Origin of the sequence: Portibacter lacus (assembly GCF_021533215.1) — a bacterium.
Lineage (GTDB): Bacteria > Bacteroidota > Bacteroidia > Chitinophagales > Saprospiraceae > Portibacter > Portibacter lacus.
The window spans coordinates 109,050-125,275 of record NZ_JAJNKA010000008.1; the positions used below are offsets into that span (position 1 = coordinate 109,050).

General features: G+C 35.0%; 15 protein-coding genes. 11 read left to right on the forward strand and 4 right to left on the reverse strand.

From position 1 onward, the window contains the following. Window positions 1–40 precede the first annotated feature (40 nt). Window positions 41–250 carry a hypothetical protein gene (locus L2586_RS14865; protein ID WP_235293711.1) on the reverse strand — a complete coding sequence of 70 codons (210 nt, stop codon included), beginning with the start codon at window positions 248–250 and terminating at the stop codon, window positions 41–43. A 485-nt stretch (window positions 251–735) separates the two neighbouring features. Here L2586_RS14865 and L2586_RS14870 point away from each other — a divergent pair, with 485 nt between their 5' ends. The 8 genes from L2586_RS14870 to L2586_RS14905 all read left to right on the forward strand — a co-directional run bounded on the left by L2586_RS14870 (window position 736) and on the right by L2586_RS14905 (window position 9,162). Next, window positions 736–1,554 (forward strand): beta/alpha barrel domain-containing protein, encoded by an 819-nt coding sequence (locus tag L2586_RS14870; RefSeq protein ID WP_348535564.1) that lies wholly within the window; start codon window positions 736–738, stop codon window positions 1,552–1,554. A gap of 56 nt (window positions 1,555–1,610) precedes the next feature. After that, on the forward strand, window positions 1,611–2,135 hold the full coding sequence (locus tag L2586_RS14875; protein ID WP_235293713.1) for an RNA polymerase sigma-70 factor: 525 nt from the start codon (window positions 1,611–1,613) through the stop codon (window positions 2,133–2,135). Continuing rightward, on the forward strand, window positions 2,122–3,063 hold the full coding sequence (locus L2586_RS14880) for a FecR family protein (protein WP_235293714.1): 942 nt from the start codon (window positions 2,122–2,124) through the stop codon (window positions 3,061–3,063). Before L2586_RS14875 ends, L2586_RS14880 begins: the two co-directional genes overlap by 14 nt. Before the next feature lie 13 nt (window positions 3,064–3,076). Further along, window positions 3,077–5,725, forward strand: coding sequence for a TonB-dependent receptor (locus L2586_RS14885; protein WP_235293715.1), 2,649 nt, complete (start codon window positions 3,077–3,079; stop codon window positions 5,723–5,725). A 67-nt stretch (window positions 5,726–5,792) separates the two neighbouring features. Then, the gene (locus L2586_RS14890) at window positions 5,793–6,740 is read left to right on the forward strand and encodes a FecR family protein (protein ID WP_235293716.1); all 948 of its coding nucleotides are present in this window, start codon (window positions 5,793–5,795) and stop codon (window positions 6,738–6,740) included. 95 nt (window positions 6,741–6,835) lie between these two features. Beyond that, window positions 6,836–7,759 (forward strand): DUF4249 family protein, encoded by a 924-nt coding sequence (locus L2586_RS14895; RefSeq protein WP_235293717.1) that lies wholly within the window; start codon window positions 6,836–6,838, stop codon window positions 7,757–7,759. A 145-nt stretch (window positions 7,760–7,904) separates the two neighbouring features. After that, a complete protein-coding gene (locus L2586_RS14900; protein WP_235293718.1) occupies window positions 7,905–8,375 on the forward strand; it encodes an SRPBCC family protein in 471 nt (156 codons plus the stop codon). A gap of 352 nt (window positions 8,376–8,727) precedes the next feature. Next, the gene (locus L2586_RS14905) at window positions 8,728–9,162 is read left to right on the forward strand and encodes a GNAT family N-acetyltransferase (RefSeq protein WP_235293719.1); all 435 of its coding nucleotides are present in this window, start codon (window positions 8,728–8,730) and stop codon (window positions 9,160–9,162) included. Here L2586_RS14905 and L2586_RS14910 read toward each other — a convergent pair. Continuing rightward, entirely contained in the window at window positions 9,159–10,499 is a 1,341-nt protein-coding gene (locus L2586_RS14910) for a cytochrome-c peroxidase (protein ID WP_235293720.1), read from the reverse strand. The genes L2586_RS14905 and L2586_RS14910 overlap by 4 nt on opposite strands. 131 nt (window positions 10,500–10,630) lie before the next feature. Next, window positions 10,631–12,457, reverse strand: a complete 1,827-nt coding sequence (locus L2586_RS14915; protein ID WP_235293721.1) for a sodium:solute symporter family protein — start codon at window positions 12,455–12,457, stop codon at window positions 10,631–10,633. A gap of 145 nt (window positions 12,458–12,602) precedes the next feature. Between L2586_RS14915 and L2586_RS14920 the strand changes: the two genes are divergently transcribed. From L2586_RS14920 to L2586_RS14930, 3 genes are read left to right on the forward strand one after another with little or no spacing between them, the layout of a single operon-like run. Beyond that, complete coding sequence (locus tag L2586_RS14920) at window positions 12,603–13,508, forward strand: nucleotidyltransferase family protein (protein ID WP_235293722.1); 906 nt, start codon at window positions 12,603–12,605, stop codon at window positions 13,506–13,508. A gap of 1 nt (window position 13,509) precedes the next feature. Next, window positions 13,510–14,784 carry an aspartate kinase gene (locus L2586_RS14925; protein WP_235293723.1) on the forward strand — a complete coding sequence of 425 codons (1,275 nt, stop codon included), beginning with the start codon at window positions 13,510–13,512 and terminating at the stop codon, window positions 14,782–14,784. Between the two features lie 2 nt (window positions 14,785–14,786). Continuing rightward, window positions 14,787–15,563, forward strand: coding sequence for an SDR family oxidoreductase (locus tag L2586_RS14930; protein ID WP_235293724.1), 777 nt, complete (start codon window positions 14,787–14,789; stop codon window positions 15,561–15,563). 50 nt (window positions 15,564–15,613) lie between these two features. Here the strand turns inward: L2586_RS14930 and L2586_RS14935 are convergent, their stop codons facing one another. Next, window positions 15,614–16,147 (reverse strand): hypothetical protein, encoded by a 534-nt coding sequence (locus L2586_RS14935; RefSeq protein ID WP_235293725.1) that lies wholly within the window; start codon window positions 16,145–16,147, stop codon window positions 15,614–15,616. Window positions 16,148–16,226 lie beyond the last annotated feature (79 nt).

Genomic DNA, 16,226 nt, shown 5'->3' on the forward strand with positions numbered 1-16,226 from the left:
AATTAATACTAATGGGCTTGGGTTTTACTCAAGCCCTTTTTTATGAGTTCTTAATACTTGTTCTTGACATATAAATAATAATGATTCCTGCCATAATCATTACTAATCTAACAACGAAACCAGCTAGATTACCAAGATTGTCAATAAAGGAAAGATAGCTGAGGCGCAAGCCAAGTCCCATCAATAATAAAGAAAGGAAGCCTAGAATCATTAGGGCGAACCCTACTACTGTCAATATCGTATTTTTCATTTTGCAAATATACATTTCTTCAAACTCTAAATGATTATTAGCATAGAGTTTCTATTTCATAATGAAAAATTTCATATATGAAAAACTTTCATAGGTTGTAGGGGTGCAATGATAATAATGTGTCTTTGAGTAAAGGACGAATACAATTTTACACCTTTTATATTTTATTGTACCAGTTCTAAAACGGCTCACTTTCTATGTAATTGCCTAAACATCTTTAAGACCTGAATGCTTAACATTCAGGTTTTTTATTCGGGTTCCAACCTTATTTTTCTTGGAGCATTAATACATTGAATTTCATTCATATTATTTCTGTAAAACCATTTTAGCTTGCTCTACTATCGATTATTCAAGCTTATATTAGAAAACTATTCAATTTCCATCTTTATTTTTCCTTAATAAATCAGATTTTAAGTCCTTATTTCGTTACTTTGAAAAGTAAAGCAAAAAAGGTGTATAAAATAGTTGAGTGTCCGAGAGATGCCATGCAAGGAATGAAGGGTTACATCCCAGCTGAGTTAAAGGCAGCGTATATAAATCAGTTGTTGAAGGTCGGATATCACACCATAGACTTTGGGAGTTTTGTGTCGCCTAAAGCCATTCCTCAGATGAGAGATACCGCAGAGGTGCTAGGAATGTTAGATCTTGAAAAGACTAAATCTAAGTTACTTGCTATTGTTGCGAATGAAAGAGGTGCTAGAGATGCATGTACATTTGAAGAAATTGATTTTTTAGGTTATCCCTTTTCTATTTCTGAAACTTTCCAACAAAGAAATACGAATTCAAGTATAGAGCAATCCTTAGTTCGAGTAGAACAAATACAATCCTTAGCATCGAAGCATAATAAATCTGTAGTCATTTATATTTCTATGGGTTTTGGGAATCCTTATGGTGATCCGTGGAATGTTGAAATATGTCAGAAGTGGGTAGATGTTTTAGCTGATATGGATATTAAGATTATTGCATTATCTGATACGATAGGCGTAGCAAATCCTAATAGCATCAAATATTTGTTTTCTAATCTTATTCCTCCGTATCCAGATGTTGAATTTGGAGCACATCTACATACCCAAGCACATAACTGGCATGAGAAAGTAGAAGCTGCAGATCTTGCGGGTTGTAAAAGGTTTGATTCTGCGATCAAGGGTTATGGTGGATGTCCAATGGCTAAGGATGATTTAACTGGAAATATGGCAACAGAGAATGTACTTTCTTATTTTAAAGAGCAAGGAAAAGATTTGAACTTGAATGATAGTGCTTTTGAAAAGGCATTAGAAATGTCTGCTGGAATATTTCCTTTGTAAAATAAATATTTGCCTTATTGCTTTATAGTTGATAAACAATATAAATAAGTAATGAATTGATTTTTTCGTCCAAAGAAGAATATAAGGAAGTTTTTGAAGAGTATTATAATCCTCTGTGTAATTTTGCGTTCAAGTTTGTGAACAGCGCTGATGCTGCTGAAGATATTGTGCAAGAGGTATTTGTACAAATGTGGCAGAAGCGAAATCAGATAAATATCAAATCAGGAATAAAGAGTTATCTTTTCCAGTCTACCCGTAATAAAGCGATCGAAACCATTCGAAGAAGCAAGCTGAAAAATGACTATGTCAATGAAGAATTATATAAAAGTGAGAAATCATATGAAATTGAAGTTGAAGCAGATAACTATCTTTTAAAAGAACAATTAAATAAGTCTATCCGACAATTGCCTCCAAAATGCCAGCAAATTTTTGTGTTAAGCAAAATGAATGGCTTAACTTACGGAGAAATTGCCGAAGAGCTTAATCTCTCAGTGAAAACTGTAGAAAATCAGATAGGAAGAGGATTGAAATTGTTGAGAGGCATGCTAACTAAAATGAGATCGGACAATGAGAATAAATAACCTAATTGCACGCTTCCTAGTTAATAAAACGACAAAGGAAGAATGGGACACCCTCGAATCCTGGAAACAGGAATCACAGACGAATCTAAATGAACTTTTGGAAATGCAGTCCATTTGGAACAATTCTGTTGATCTAAAAGACTATAAGCAATTTGATAAAAAGTCTGCTTGGGATTTAATTGATAATCAATTAGATGAAGCTCCGGTTCAAAAAACAAAATTCTTAAACTTGAAGTGGGCAGCAGGAATAGCTGCAGCTGTGACCATCATTATGGTTTCAGTATTTACTTTCAGTTCTGGTGTGCCTGATGGATTTAACCATATTTCTGCTACAGGTATTATCGAAAATGTTACCCTTCCTGATGGTTCTAATATTTTTATGAATAAAAATTCCGGACTTGATTATGCAAGCAACTTTAACGAAAATAGAACGATTATCCTAGATGGTGAAGCTTATTTTGATGTTGCTCGAGATGAGAGTAAGCCATTCGAGATTGAAACCGATCATGCACAAATTACTGTATTAGGAACTAGCTTTAACGTAGAAGAACATGGTGATTACGTAGATGTTTACGTTACTTCTGGAAAGGTAAAAGTTGTTTCTGGTGACGAAGAAGTTATTCTTACTAAAAATGAAATGGTGACTTGTAGCAATGGAAAAATTTCAAAACTATCAAGACCTGGAAGAAATTATTTGAGCTGGAAAACGGGGAAGCTTGAATTTTCTGAAACTCCGCTACATAAGGTTGTAGAAGACTTGACGAGACATTTTAATAAAAAATTGACCTTTGCGAGTTCCTCTAAAGCTATGAACCAGCCTGTTGTTGCTACTTTTGAAGGTGAAGATTTCGAAAGTGTATTAGAAACTTTAGTTTTAATTACTGGTTTAAAATATCATAAAGAAGGACAAAAATACGTTATACAGTAAAATTCTACTTTGCATGAATAAACTCCTTCACTTAACATGTGCCTTGTTGTGCATGTTACTTTTCTGCAATAACATTTCTGCACAGAAGGATATTCTTGATAAAAAAGTAAATATTGACATTTCTAAAGGAAACCTAAAGGACTATTTTGATAACATTGAAAAGAATAATAATGTCATCGTTAGTTATTCTTCCAGCATTGTCGACATATCAATTGTCAAAGAAGTAGATACAACCTCTTTCATTTGTGGGGAACTGTTCTCCTATCTTTTAGAAGAGCAAGCTGTTCGAGCAATATCTAGAGGCCAGAAAATATTGGTCATCCCAGATCCAAGTAAAAACATTTCATTTTCAAGATTAAGAGCTAGAAACTATTACACGGTAAATGGTTATGTGAAAGACGCTGAAACCGGTGAGGCGCTGGTAGGAGCATCCGTATATAATCCAGTGACGAATAGAGGAACCATAACCAATGAATTCGGCTACTATAGTTTCACAATGCCTGAAGGTAAACAAACAACGAATTATTCATTTGTTGGTTTTAAACCAGTATCGAAGACCTTTCAACTCAATAAGAGATTACGTTCTGATATTTTCCTAAAGACCAATTTGGAAATTGAGGAAATTATAGTGATCGACCAAGACAGTTCAATGATATGGCGTGGAAGAGAGAAAATAAATCTGGATGAAATCAGGAACTTACCTTCTGTATTCGGGGAAGTAGATATCATTAAGTCCATTGCCTTACTTCCAGGAGTCCAATCAGGAAATGAAGCTCAGGGTGGTTTATTGGTCAGAGGAGGAAGCCCAGATCAAAACTTAATCATGTTAGATGGTATTCCATTGTACGAAGTCAATCATTTATTTGGCTTGGTTTCGATATTCAATGAGGATGCAGTAAATAATGTTAATCTATATAAAAGTGATTTTTCAGCTAAATATGGCGGCAGACTTTCCTCCGTAGTAGATATCCAACTAAAGGATGGGAATTACAAAGATTACCAAGGATCTGCTACATTAGGTATTCTGGGAGGCAAAATGAATCTAGAAGGGCCTATTCAGAAAGAGAAATCTTCGTTCAATATTGCAGGGAGAACCTCTTGGATCGGTGAGTTAATTGGGCCGACAGTAAATAACTTCCTAGATGTAGATGGTACTAAATTTGGATATCGGGATTTTAACTTGAAAATTAAACGAGAGTTTAAGTCTACTAATTCACTGACATTTAGTGCTTACTCAGGACGAGATAATGTGTCGTATAATGATAAGACGCAGAAAATTGAGAATTTTGATTTGAAGACTGATAATAAATTGAATTGGGGGACAGATGTGGCGTCGATCAGATGGTCTAGGCTACTTGGTCCTAAGGTTTTTTCTAATCTTACAGTTGGTTTTGTGGATTATAATTATTTGTACAATGTAGAACATCAGTTAGGAAATAATCCGAATCCAGATATAGAGGATAAGAACTTTAGTGTTGCGACGACAAGTCAAATTTTTGATCGAATAGTGAAGTTAGATTTTGATTATTTTAAGACTAATAAACTTGATATTAAGTTTGGTGGTGGTTACACACTCCATACCTATAATCCAGCTGTAAAGCAGGCCACTAAGTCACTTGGGAATAATATTAAAGAAATCTTTGGTGATATTATCGCAACGAATGCCGGAGAATATACCTTATACGCTGAGAGTTATTACAGACCTTTTTCTAATATTAGCATTCATACAGGCTTACATTATGCGGCTTATTCCGTAGAACAGGAAGTTTATCATTCTTTACAACCAAGGCTATCAGTGAATCTTGGTTTACCATGGCACGGATTTTTTGGGATTTCATATTCTAGGATGAATCAGTTCATACATCTCTTAGCGAATCCGGGTTTAGGTCTACCTTCCGATTTATGGGTACCGAGTACCGCTGATCTTCGACCAGAAACATCTGACCAGTTTGCTCTAAATTACAATATGGATCTCTCTGATGAAATCAGATTTCATACAGCAGTGTATTATAAGGACTTCAATAACCTAATAGAATTTAGCTCTGCTTATGATCTGTTCAGTCCAGTAATCAACGATATCTCGCAGACTCCTGTTTTCGTGGAATCTAAGGACTGGGAATCTAGGGTAGATTCTGGAAAAGGCCAGGCATTTGGTTGGGAAGCGCAAATAAAAAAGCGAAAGGGTAGGTTTACAGGAAGTTTCTCCTATACCTATGGTAGGAGTTTTAGAACATTTGAGAATATAAACAGATCTGTTCGATTTCCTTATCGTTATGATCGGAAACATGATATTAGTGCATCGGCTGTATATAAATTAAATCCAGAATTTAATTTAGGTATGCTCTGGATTTACGGAACTGGAAATGCGATTACTTTACCTATCGAGGGATATTTTGATGTCAATGGTCAGGAAGTATTAAACTATGATACGCGGAATAATTTCAGATTGCCATCATATCATAGGTTTGATATTAGTTTAAATTATAATAAAAGATTAGGAAGGTTTTTATTAAATGCGAATGTCGGTGCATATAATGCTTATAATCGCCAGAATCCCTACTATATATACCTGTTTCAGAATCCAAGAACAGAAGAATATAACCTCAGGCAGATCAGTGTTTTTCCTATTTTGCCCTATTTAAATGTCAGATTGAAGATATAAAGTTAAATTGCCTTAGGGGTATATATTATTTTATTCGTCATATTATGCGAACGATAGTATATAATTCATGAACAAGTTAAAAGACAGCACCTATATCTTAATAGATAAATTCCATTCGGGACAAGCGTCCACGGAGGAGGTGGCCATGCTTCATGAATGGAAAGGTGCTTCACAAGTAAATGTCAAGCTGTATGATGAATTGATTCAATTATTAGAATTAGTTCAGAATCTAAAAGATTGGAAACAGTTTGACAAATCTAATGCTTGGGACAAATTACAAGACAGAATTGAGAAAAAACCGCTGAAAATATCTTGGATGCTCTCGATTGCTGCTGCAATTCTGCTTTTAGTGTTTGCCACGACATATACAAATTTTGGCGGTGAATGGAATGCAGAGAATTCAGAGTATTTGACTGGGAGTCAACAAAGTTTTTCGATTTTGGAGGATGGTACGGAGTTGTTTTTAACCAATGATTCTAGGATTAAAATTGATGGTTTTTCTAAATCGTCAAGAGCATTATTTACAGAAGGAAATTATTTTGTACATGTTGCTCATGATAAGCAGCACCCATTTACTATAAAAACAGATAAGATCTCGATCGAGGTGCTTGGCACTTCTTTTAAAGTGGAAGAAGATGAAGAGGCGACGAAAGTAAAGGTGAGAGATGGTAAAGTATTGATTACCAATATGGATGGCTCACAATATACTTTGAAGGCTAACGAATCTTTTATCTTAGAGAACGGTCATGTTAATATTTCTAAGCTTAAAAATGAGAATTGGGGATTATATGCAAGAAACTTTGAAGATGAGTCTATCTCTCACGTTTTAAATGAATTAGCTAAAGAATTCGGACACTTAAAAATTGATAAGGCTATTCAAAAATCAGATTGTAGAATTACAACTAAAATTGGTCAGTCTACGATTATTGAAATTCTGGAAGAAATTGACTTGATTTTTAATATAGATTACACAATAAAAGACGGTACTATAGTAGTTAATAAGATTTCATGCTAGAAATATATTTTAGAATTTGGTTTTAAAATTTATTTTTAGTATAAAATATTAAATAAATGACTTAATTTAGAGTCGTTCATTTATAAACACTATACATGTTCCGAACTTTTAGATTCAATAATGTACTTCTGCTGTTATTGTGTGGTTTATTCCTAATCACCTGCACTAAAGATTTGAATCTAGATTTTAGCAATACTGACAAGAAACTAATCATAAATGGACGTTTTGCTGCGAATAAGACTTTTAAGATAGCACTTACCACAAGTCGGAATATTCTTGATCCAGAAAGTAAGATAGAGAGAGTTTCTGATGCTTACGTTGCGATTAAAAACGATGAAGGGAAAATTTTAGAAGTGTTGCAAGAGTACAACAACTTAGGTTTGTATGTTTCGACTGATTCTCTCAAAGCATATCAAGGAAATACTTATCACCTCGAGGTTACACACCCTAACTGGAGTGGGACGGTCTTTACGGCCTCTAGTTCTGCACCAGAAATTAGTAATATGTCTATCATAGATACTAATCACGTCTTTATTGATAATGCACCTGCACTTAAAGTGGGCGTTTTAATTGATGATCTTCATAACTTAAATGATAAGTATGTTTTCGAAGTCGAATTAAAAGAAAAAGGAGTATTGGCTCAGCTTATGATAGAAAATCCTGATGAAAAGGATGTAAAGATTTTCGGAGATAAAATGAGCCCTACAAGATTATTTTTGGGAGATGCTAATTTTAATGGAAGCCAAAAGAATCTTGACTTTTTTACAAAGCAGGGGATTCCTAATGATACCAGTCAAGTTGCAGGCAAAGGCATCACAGAGATCAGAATGATGAATGTGAGCCAAGAATTATATAATTATTATAAGAGCCTTGAAGAATATCAATTAGCACAAAAGACCATCGGGTCTGGTAATTCTTCTGCGGTGCGTGTATTCTCTAATATCAAGAGATCAGGTGTAGACAATGGACTCGGCATATTTGCAGGTTACAATGTAAAGAGTCTTACTTACACTTATTAAAGTGATTGCCAACTTTCCAGCTCACCCTTTCTACAGATAAGTTTTATAATTCTTAAAGTCAATATTCTTAGTGTGAAAACATTAATGAGAGATTAGATGTTACCATTTTATAATTAGAATGCCCTACTGGAATTATAATTAGCTTGTGAATACAATTGTGCTCAAGACCATCATAAATGCACCCATAGAAAGATGCTTCCATCTCTCTACTTCTATAGACCTACATAAGATTTCGGCAAATAAATCAAAAGAAGAGGCGATTGGCGGCGTTACACAAGGACTAATTAAGTTAAATGAAACAGTTACCTGGCGAGCTAAGCACTTTGGCTTGTGGCATCGAATGAGAGTGAAAATTACTGCATACGAAAGTCCTCATTACTTTGTTGATGAAATGTTAGAAGGAAGCTTTAAGTTCATGAAACATAAACATGAGTTTAAGGTAAGTGGAAAAGATACCATAATGATAGATACGTTTAGCTTTTCATCTCCTCTGGGCATTTTAGGTAGGATAGTGGATGACCTCATTCTTAAAAAATATATGACCAAGTTTCTATTAGAAAGAAATGAGATGATTAAGGAATTTGCTGAGTCAGAAAAGTGGAAGCAAATTTTATAAATTTCACTTATGGAATTAATAGATAATAAGAATAGAATTGAAGTAGAGAAGGATGTTGTTGTGATGTGAATAGTGCTTATTGTTTTGTTAGCCTTGGAGCACGATTCATTAAGGAGCGAAAATTAGTTAAATGCATAAAAGAAGGGTTAGAACTCTCCAGCTCTAACCCACTTACGAAAAAACTCTCACTACTTATATTTTTAAGTCTTTCGACTCTTTTTATCATTTATATTTATAAAACGAAAATTGTTAACGCTTATTACTTAAAAGTACAAATTTTATTCATAAAAATCCACCGTATTTGACTTTACATATTAGTTTTAATGAATATTTAACATTAAAATTAATTATAATGGATATTGAATTTGAAGAATATGCATTTGCGACTCCTTTTTATGCATTAAGTGTTACTCTCAGAGATCAAGTTCTTAGAGCTCCCTTGGGTCTTGAATTTAAATTAGCTGACTTACAGGAGGAATGGAAAGACATTCACTTAGGTGCATTTGTAGATGACCAGCTCTGCGCATGCTTGGTGTTGTGCAAAGTGGATGAGCATACGATTAAAATGAGACAAGTAGCAGTTCATGACGATATGCAGGGTAGGGGAATCGGATCAAAGTTAGTGTTGTATGCTGAGCAAGTTGCTAAGGATCGCAATTACAAGGCGATCATATTAAATGCCAGAGATACAGCTGTTAATTTCTACAAGAGCCTGAACTATACTTCTGTTGGAAAACCTTTTACAGAAGTTGGGATTCCCCATTTAAAAATGAAAAAAGCTATTTAATTACAGCCTATATCCATTCTTGATTGGAAATCTGCATTCGGAAAGCAATTTCCAGAACCAACTGAACTAGGATAGTATCTTTCTAATGAGGGATCTCTAAGAGACTTACTCAAGAACAATGTCAGATCTTTTATTTCATCTTCTGTCATATCAAGTGGATGAAATAATGGTGAAATTTGTTCTTGCGGTACATTAGGATTTTCAGGAACCGCATCATTGAAATACCTCACAACCTGTTCTAAATCCGTATGACTACTTCCATGGAAAAAGAAAGGAGTATCAGACAAGTTATATAACTGAGGAACTTTAAATTTGAAATTATCTTCAGTCGATTTAGTATATCCACCTCTCCCTAAGTTTCGTAGATCATCTTTAGATGTGCCATAAGAAGGTCTTTGATACATATCATAAACTCCAAGGGCATAATACTCTACTGCACTTAATCCTGGCGACTTATGACAATTCACACATCCTGCTTTATCAAAAAATAAGATCGCACCTCTTTTTTCATCTTTAGACATGGCAAATTGTTCGCCTTTTAACCATTTTTGAAATGGGGCTTCATTTGGAAATATTGTTCTTATAGCGGCAGAAAGTGCTAATGATGCAGTTAAGTTACTATAACGTTCTTCTTCGGAAAATTCTGGAAATGCCTGATCGAAAAGTTCAGTATATCCAAGACTATCAGCAATTTCTTTATTAACTAACAGTCTATGTGTATTCATCCCTTCGATATTCTGAGCTTCGATTCCTTGATAGCCTAGGAAATTCCCAAATAATTCATGATCCAGTTCCCAAAGGTCTTCTTGTCCTGCATTGGTTCCTGTTGAACCAAATTTCCCATTCCACATTGTATTCTCAGAAAACGCCACATTAATCATACTGATAGGACGTGCACCTTGTACATCCAGTTCACTTTCTTTGAAATTTACATTTCTAACTCTTTCTTCTCCTAAAATCCCAAATCCAGAACCTCCATCTGCAATTCCTTGTGCAGTACCAGGCTTAAAACCAGCTTCTGGAACATGACAACTAGAACAAGAGTATGTACCAAGCCCTTCGTCTTTTAAAGACGCCTGAGCAATACCTGTTTCAAAAAACAACATGTTACCAAGGGTAACTTTAGGCTGAGTAAGTGGATTCTTAGGATCCTGAGGAATATTATCTAAATCATATCTATCTGGAACGACATAATACTTCGCAGTACGCGTAGGAGATACTTTATTAAGTAAAGCTTGTAATTTATAATCTAAATCAGGCACTGGTGTCATTTGATCCTTAACACAAGAACTCATTATGATTAACACCGCTACAATACTAAAAACAATTCGATTCATGGATAATAAAATTCAGTTCTTAAGAACGCCAAATATATTACATATATATAATATATAGAAATTCTAGGTTTACATTTTGCAATGCAAATATATTAAACTATTACCAATAAGTCCAGCTAATTATCTAATACTTAGAATTTTAGTTTTCTCCAGGCAAACATTAAAAATGTCATACCAAGGCCAGCAATTAAGGCAAGAATAGCTGCTAGAATAAGTTTTCCGTAAATCCAGTTACCTACACAGAATAATAAACTGTATACTGTAACGAATCCAATAACCACACAAACAAGCTCTAATGCTAAGTTCCCCGTATCTGTAGGCATAACAATATTACGTTTCTTGGCCTCATCGATTACTTTCTTCCAGCCATTTCCACCCGGTCTTATTTTCTGGTAAAATGAAATTAATGTTTCCATTTTAGTTGGTCTTGTCAAATATGCTGAAACGATCCATACCAACGTGGTAATTAGTGATCCTACAACTAATGTTTGCCAATCTGTCAACCCGTGATTTATTACAACGTCCTCAGGTGCAACAGATGAACCTGCTATCATTCTGCTGATGTATGGATTAATAAAAGAAAAGTAACTCGCGATGAAAAGGGAACTGACCATTGCAATTATTTCTGTAACTGCATTTATTCTCCACCAGAACCATCTTAGAATGTAGATTAAACCAGTTCCAGCACCAAGTAATAATAACAAATTAAATGCGCCAGATGCATCTGTCAGTAATAAACCAAAACCTAATCCTAAAAATGCAGACCCTACTGTAAAAATTCGTGCCCATTTAATTAATTCTTTTTGACTTGCTTCAGGATTAATGAATCGCTGATAAAAATCATTTACTAAATATGATGATCCTAGATTTAATTGAGTAGACATCGTAGACATAAATGCCGCAATTAAGGAAGCAGCAACAAGGCCTAACAGTCCTGAAGGAAGTAAGGTTAACATGGCAGGATAACCTGCATCATGCCCAAGTTTGCCTTCAGAAAGTGTAGGGAAAACCCGCTGGATATCTGATAATTCTGGATATATAATTAAGGATGCTAATGCGATCAAAATCCAAGGCCAAGGTCTTAACGCATAGTGTGCGATGTTAAATACTAAAGTTGCACCAATTGCATTTTTTTCATCTTTCGCTGAAAACATTCTCTGTGCAATGTATCCACCACCGCCTGGTTCCGAACCTGGATAATATGAAGCCCACCATTGTACAGCCAATGGTACAATTAAAACAGGAACATATATCGATGGATCAGAAAAATCAGGGAAAATATTAATCTTATCAAAAACATTCGGGTGAGAAATCAATTCTGCAACACCACCTACTTCTGGTAAATTAATAATATATATACAAGCCCACACTGCACCGATCATTGCCAGAATAAACTGAACAAAATCTGTTATTAATACTGCTCGAAGTCCTCCGAATGTACTATATGCAACGGTAATAGACCCAGCTATTAATAAGGTTAACCATCCTGGCCAACCTAAAACAATTTCACCGAATTTTACTGCAGCTAGGGAAACAGCTCCCATTACTACAACATTGAAAATCAGACCTAAGTATAAAGCTCTGAATCCTCGAAGAAATGCCGCAGCCTTACCACTGTATCTTAATTCATAAAATTCTATATCTGTTAAGACCATGGATCTCCGCCATAGTTTAGCATAAACAAAAACAGTAAGCATACCTGTAATCAACAAGCACCACCAACCCCAGTTACCTGAGACTCCGCTTTGTCTTACTAAATCAGTTACCAGATTGGGAGTATCTGCAGAAAATGTTGTAGCAACCATGGAAATACCCAATAACCACCAAGGCATGTTTCTACCCGATAGGAAAAATTCTGAAATACTTTTTCCTGCATTTTTAGATACAAGAAGCCCTACTGTAAGTACAAAGAGAAAATAGATGCCAACTATTGTCCAGTCTAAGCCAGATAATGTCATGTTTAATTTTTTTTAAATAAATAAAAACGTTGTTAATTTATGAATTAAGTAGAGATGAAAAATTAACGAAACAACAATTTAGTAATTTTTTTAATTTATTATCTTGCAAGCTGAAAAAAAACAAACAAGCAGAAAAAAAAATAAAATGAAGAATAAAACATTATTAGTACTAGCAGCTGGGATGGGAAGCCGATATGGAGGGCTAAAACAAATGGATGCTTTCGGGCCAAATGGTGAAACTATTATTGATTACTCTATATATGACGCGATTGATGCCGGATTTAATAAAATTGTATTTATCGTACGAGCGCACTTCCTTTCTGAATTTAAGGAAGTTTTCGATGGCAAATTTGGTGATAAAGTTAAATTAGAATACGTTACTCAAGAATTGACAAATATTCCATCAGGGATCGATGTTCATCCAGAAAGGGAAAAACCATGGGGAACAATGCATGCCGTTCTTGTAGCTGCTGAGGAAATTAAGGAACCGTTTTGTGTAATCAATGGAGATGATTACTATGGTAAGGATTGTTTCAAGATAGCAGCTAAATTCTTCGAGGAAAATGAAAATCAAGATACATATGCAGTAATCAGTTACTTATTATCTAATACTCTTTCAGAACATGGTACAGTTAACAGAGGTGTATGTAACGTAAGTGATGAAGGCAGTCTTATCGATATAAAAGAATGTGTGAAAATTGGAATTGAAAAAGATGGTACGATTAGCTATCCAGAAAATGATGGTAAGATTGAATTAGCTCCTGAAACATTAGTTTCTATGAACCTCTTTGCTTTTTATCCTTCGTTGTTTGAGCATGCAGGTCAGCTATTCACTAAATTCTTACAAGAACATGGTAAAGAATTAAAATCGGAATTCTACATTCCTACGGCATTAGATACATTGATTAAAAACGAAATTGTAGATGTTAAAGTCTTGAAATCAGAATCTGTGTGGTTCGGAGTAACCTATAAGGAGGATAAACCCGTTGTTATTGAGAAATTGAATGCGCTTATTGCGGATGGTGTTTATCCAGAGAACTTGTGGGGATAGTATGATAGTATATAAATTTGGTGGAGCATCCGTAGCAGATGCTAGTAATATTAAGAACGTAGCTGAAATCATTAAGAATTCAGAAGAGAAAGACATTGCAGTTGTAATTTCCGCAATGGGAAAAACGACCAATGCGTTAGAAGATTTGTTGAAGATTTCACGTTCGGAAAAGGATTTTTCTGAGCGATTTAATCTTCTAGTTGATAATCATAAAGAGATCATTAAAGAATTATTTGGCTTTGCGCAGGAAATACCGGCTCTCAATAAGTTATTTGATGAATTAAATGAGAATCTAGCAAATCTAAGGGAAGAAGTATATGATTATGCTTATGATCAGGTCGTTTCATTTGGGGAATTAATCTCAACTACGATTGTCTATAAGTATCTGGAACATCTTGGATTGTCTGCACATTTTATAGATGCTCGGCAAATGATTATTACGGACGATACCTTCCGAGAAGGAATCGTTGACTGGGAGGATACCTTGTCGGCCGTTAAAGCTCAGCTTGAAAAGAAATCAGATGAACAGATTTTTATCACGCAAGGTTTTATCGGGTCTACGAAAGATGGAAAAACAACCACGCTAGGAAGAGAAGGCTCAGATTTCACTGCTGCTATCGTGAGTTTTTGTATTGATGCAGATTATATGGCCATCTGGAAAGATGTCCCTGGAATTCTGACTGCAGATCCTAGATTGTTTGATAATGTTGCAAAGATCGATCGCTTGTCATACAGAGAAGCTATAGAAATGACCTATTATGGTGCGAAGGTAATTCACCCGAAGACCATCAAGCCGATCCAGAACAAGAATATTCCGCTTTGGGTGAAGTCTTTTGTGAATCCTAATGGAATAGGAACCTTAATTAGCGGTGAGATAGAGTTAACTTATCCACCCATGATCGTAATAGAACCTGATCAAGCTTTGATTCATATTTCGACAAAAGATTTTTCATTCGTAGGAGAAGATCATCTCAGCAAATTATTTCAGACTTTTAATAAACATCGTGTCCGTGTTAATATGATGAGGAATACAGCGATTAGCTTTTCTGTCTGTACTAATAATATAGAAGACAGAATTCAAAATTTAAAGAAGGACATCCAAGGAGATTTCAATATGGTCGTAGATCATGGCCTCGAATTAATTACCATACGACATTATACGGAGGATTTAGTTGAAAAACTAAAAAAGGGTAAAATTCAATTATTTGAGGAGCGTCTCCAGAAAACCATACAAATTGTGGTGAAAGATGTGCCTAATATGATAAGGAAAGCTTAAATATGGATTTAGGAATTAAGGATAAGTTATTTGTAGTGACGGGAGCGACCAGTGGATTTGGCAAAGCAATATTCGAGTCCTTAGTTGCTGAAGATGCTCATGTGATTATTAATGCAAGAGGGGAGGAACGTCTTATTGAATTGCAAAAGCTAAATAAAGGTAAGATAGAAATAGTAGCAGGTGATATAACCACGGACGCGACGCTAAGTGAACTGATTCGCAAGATTGGAGATCGGAAATTAGACGGGATTGTTGTCAATGCTAGTGGTCCCCCAGCAGCAACATTTCAGCATACAGACCTTGGTGATTGGGATGATGCATATGCTTTATTGCTGAGATGGAAGGTGAAATTGACCAAACTGATTCTACCTCTAATGATAAAGAATCATTATGGTCGAATACTTTTTATCGAAAGCATTTCTGTTAAACAGCCGATAGAAAATTTAGTGCTAAGTAATTCGCTAAGAATGGCAGTTGTGGGCTTTATGAAAACACTTTCTCAAGAAGTTGCACAAGATGGAATCACTTGTAATATTCTTGCTCCGGGATATCATTCGACACCAGCAATGGAAAGATTATACATTAATAAAAGTAACCTTCTAGGGATCAATGCAGATGAAGCGAGGGCAATTTTTGAGAAGGAAGTAAGTGTAGGAAGACTGGGGCAGACTGAAGAGTTTGCGTCGCTTGCAACTTGGTTACTTTCCTCACTTTCAGGCTATATTACTGGTCAGACGATTAGTGTGGATGGTGGCTTGGTAAAAGGAAGTATGGGATAAAAAAAAATAGACTTCTGGCAAGTAGAAGTCTATCCTTTTTTATTATTTACTTAAAATCTATAACCAAGTGTTGTTTTAATTCCGTTGAAAAAATCAAGTCCTCCACCAAAATTCGTCACTCTTTCTGGACTATCATTTTCTACATAACTTTCATAGATACCTATGCTCGGTCTTGATTCAAATCCAAGTAAAAGTCGCTTACTCAAATGAATCTGTACACCTACTGGAATTCCTAAATCGACATCATAACTTGAAAAGTCATTATCTATTCTATCATAGTCAAAGTTAATTCCTGGCTCTAAGCCATAAGTAATTCTTGACCGCATGATTAAGTTTTTTTGTTTTTCGATTCCTATTCTGAAACCAGAAGCACCATCTAAAACACGAAGATCGGTAATGCTCATTCTAAGCCAATTTTTCTGACTTAATTTTGTCTTGTATTGAATACTTGTTGGTCCGAAATGAAATGGCTTAATTCCAATGTTTATTTCGTTGTTTCCGTCTTTCCAATTAGAGCTTTGGGCGTAAGAGGAAAATGCTCCTATTGATAAAAAGAGCGCCAATGCAATTGTTATATTTTTCATAATTCCTTGTTTTTAAGAAGAACGAGGCTAATTTCAAAAAGTAACAGAAAAGAAAATGCTTAGGTGTTTTTTAACAAAA

Coding starts and splice junctions, on each gene's coding strand:
- L2586_RS14865 (WP_235293711.1), bottom strand. CDS start 250: ATGAAAAATACGATATTGACAGTAGTAGGGTTCGCCCTAATGATTCTA.
- L2586_RS14915 (WP_235293721.1), bottom strand. CDS start 12,457: ATGACATTATCTGGCTTAGACTGGACAATAGTTGGCATCTATTTTCTC.
- L2586_RS14885 (WP_235293715.1), top strand. CDS start 3,077: ATGAATAAACTCCTTCACTTAACATGTGCCTTGTTGTGCATGTTACTT.
- L2586_RS14925 (WP_235293723.1), top strand. CDS start 13,510: ATGATAGTATATAAATTTGGTGGAGCATCCGTAGCAGATGCTAGTAAT.
- L2586_RS14920 (WP_235293722.1), top strand. CDS start 12,603: ATGAAGAATAAAACATTATTAGTACTAGCAGCTGGGATGGGAAGCCGA.
- L2586_RS14935 (WP_235293725.1), bottom strand. CDS start 16,147: ATGAAAAATATAACAATTGCATTGGCGCTCTTTTTATCAATAGGAGCA.
- L2586_RS14880 (WP_235293714.1), top strand. CDS start 2,122: ATGAGAATAAATAACCTAATTGCACGCTTCCTAGTTAATAAAACGACA.
- L2586_RS14895 (WP_235293717.1), top strand. CDS start 6,836: ATGTTCCGAACTTTTAGATTCAATAATGTACTTCTGCTGTTATTGTGT.
- L2586_RS14870 (WP_348535564.1), top strand. CDS start 736: ATGCAAGGAATGAAGGGTTACATCCCAGCTGAGTTAAAGGCAGCGTAT.
- L2586_RS14905 (WP_235293719.1), top strand. CDS start 8,728: ATGGATATTGAATTTGAAGAATATGCATTTGCGACTCCTTTTTATGCA.
- L2586_RS14890 (WP_235293716.1), top strand. CDS start 5,793: ATGAACAAGTTAAAAGACAGCACCTATATCTTAATAGATAAATTCCAT.
- L2586_RS14930 (WP_235293724.1), top strand. CDS start 14,787: ATGGATTTAGGAATTAAGGATAAGTTATTTGTAGTGACGGGAGCGACC.
- L2586_RS14910 (WP_235293720.1), bottom strand. CDS start 10,499: ATGAATCGAATTGTTTTTAGTATTGTAGCGGTGTTAATCATAATGAGT.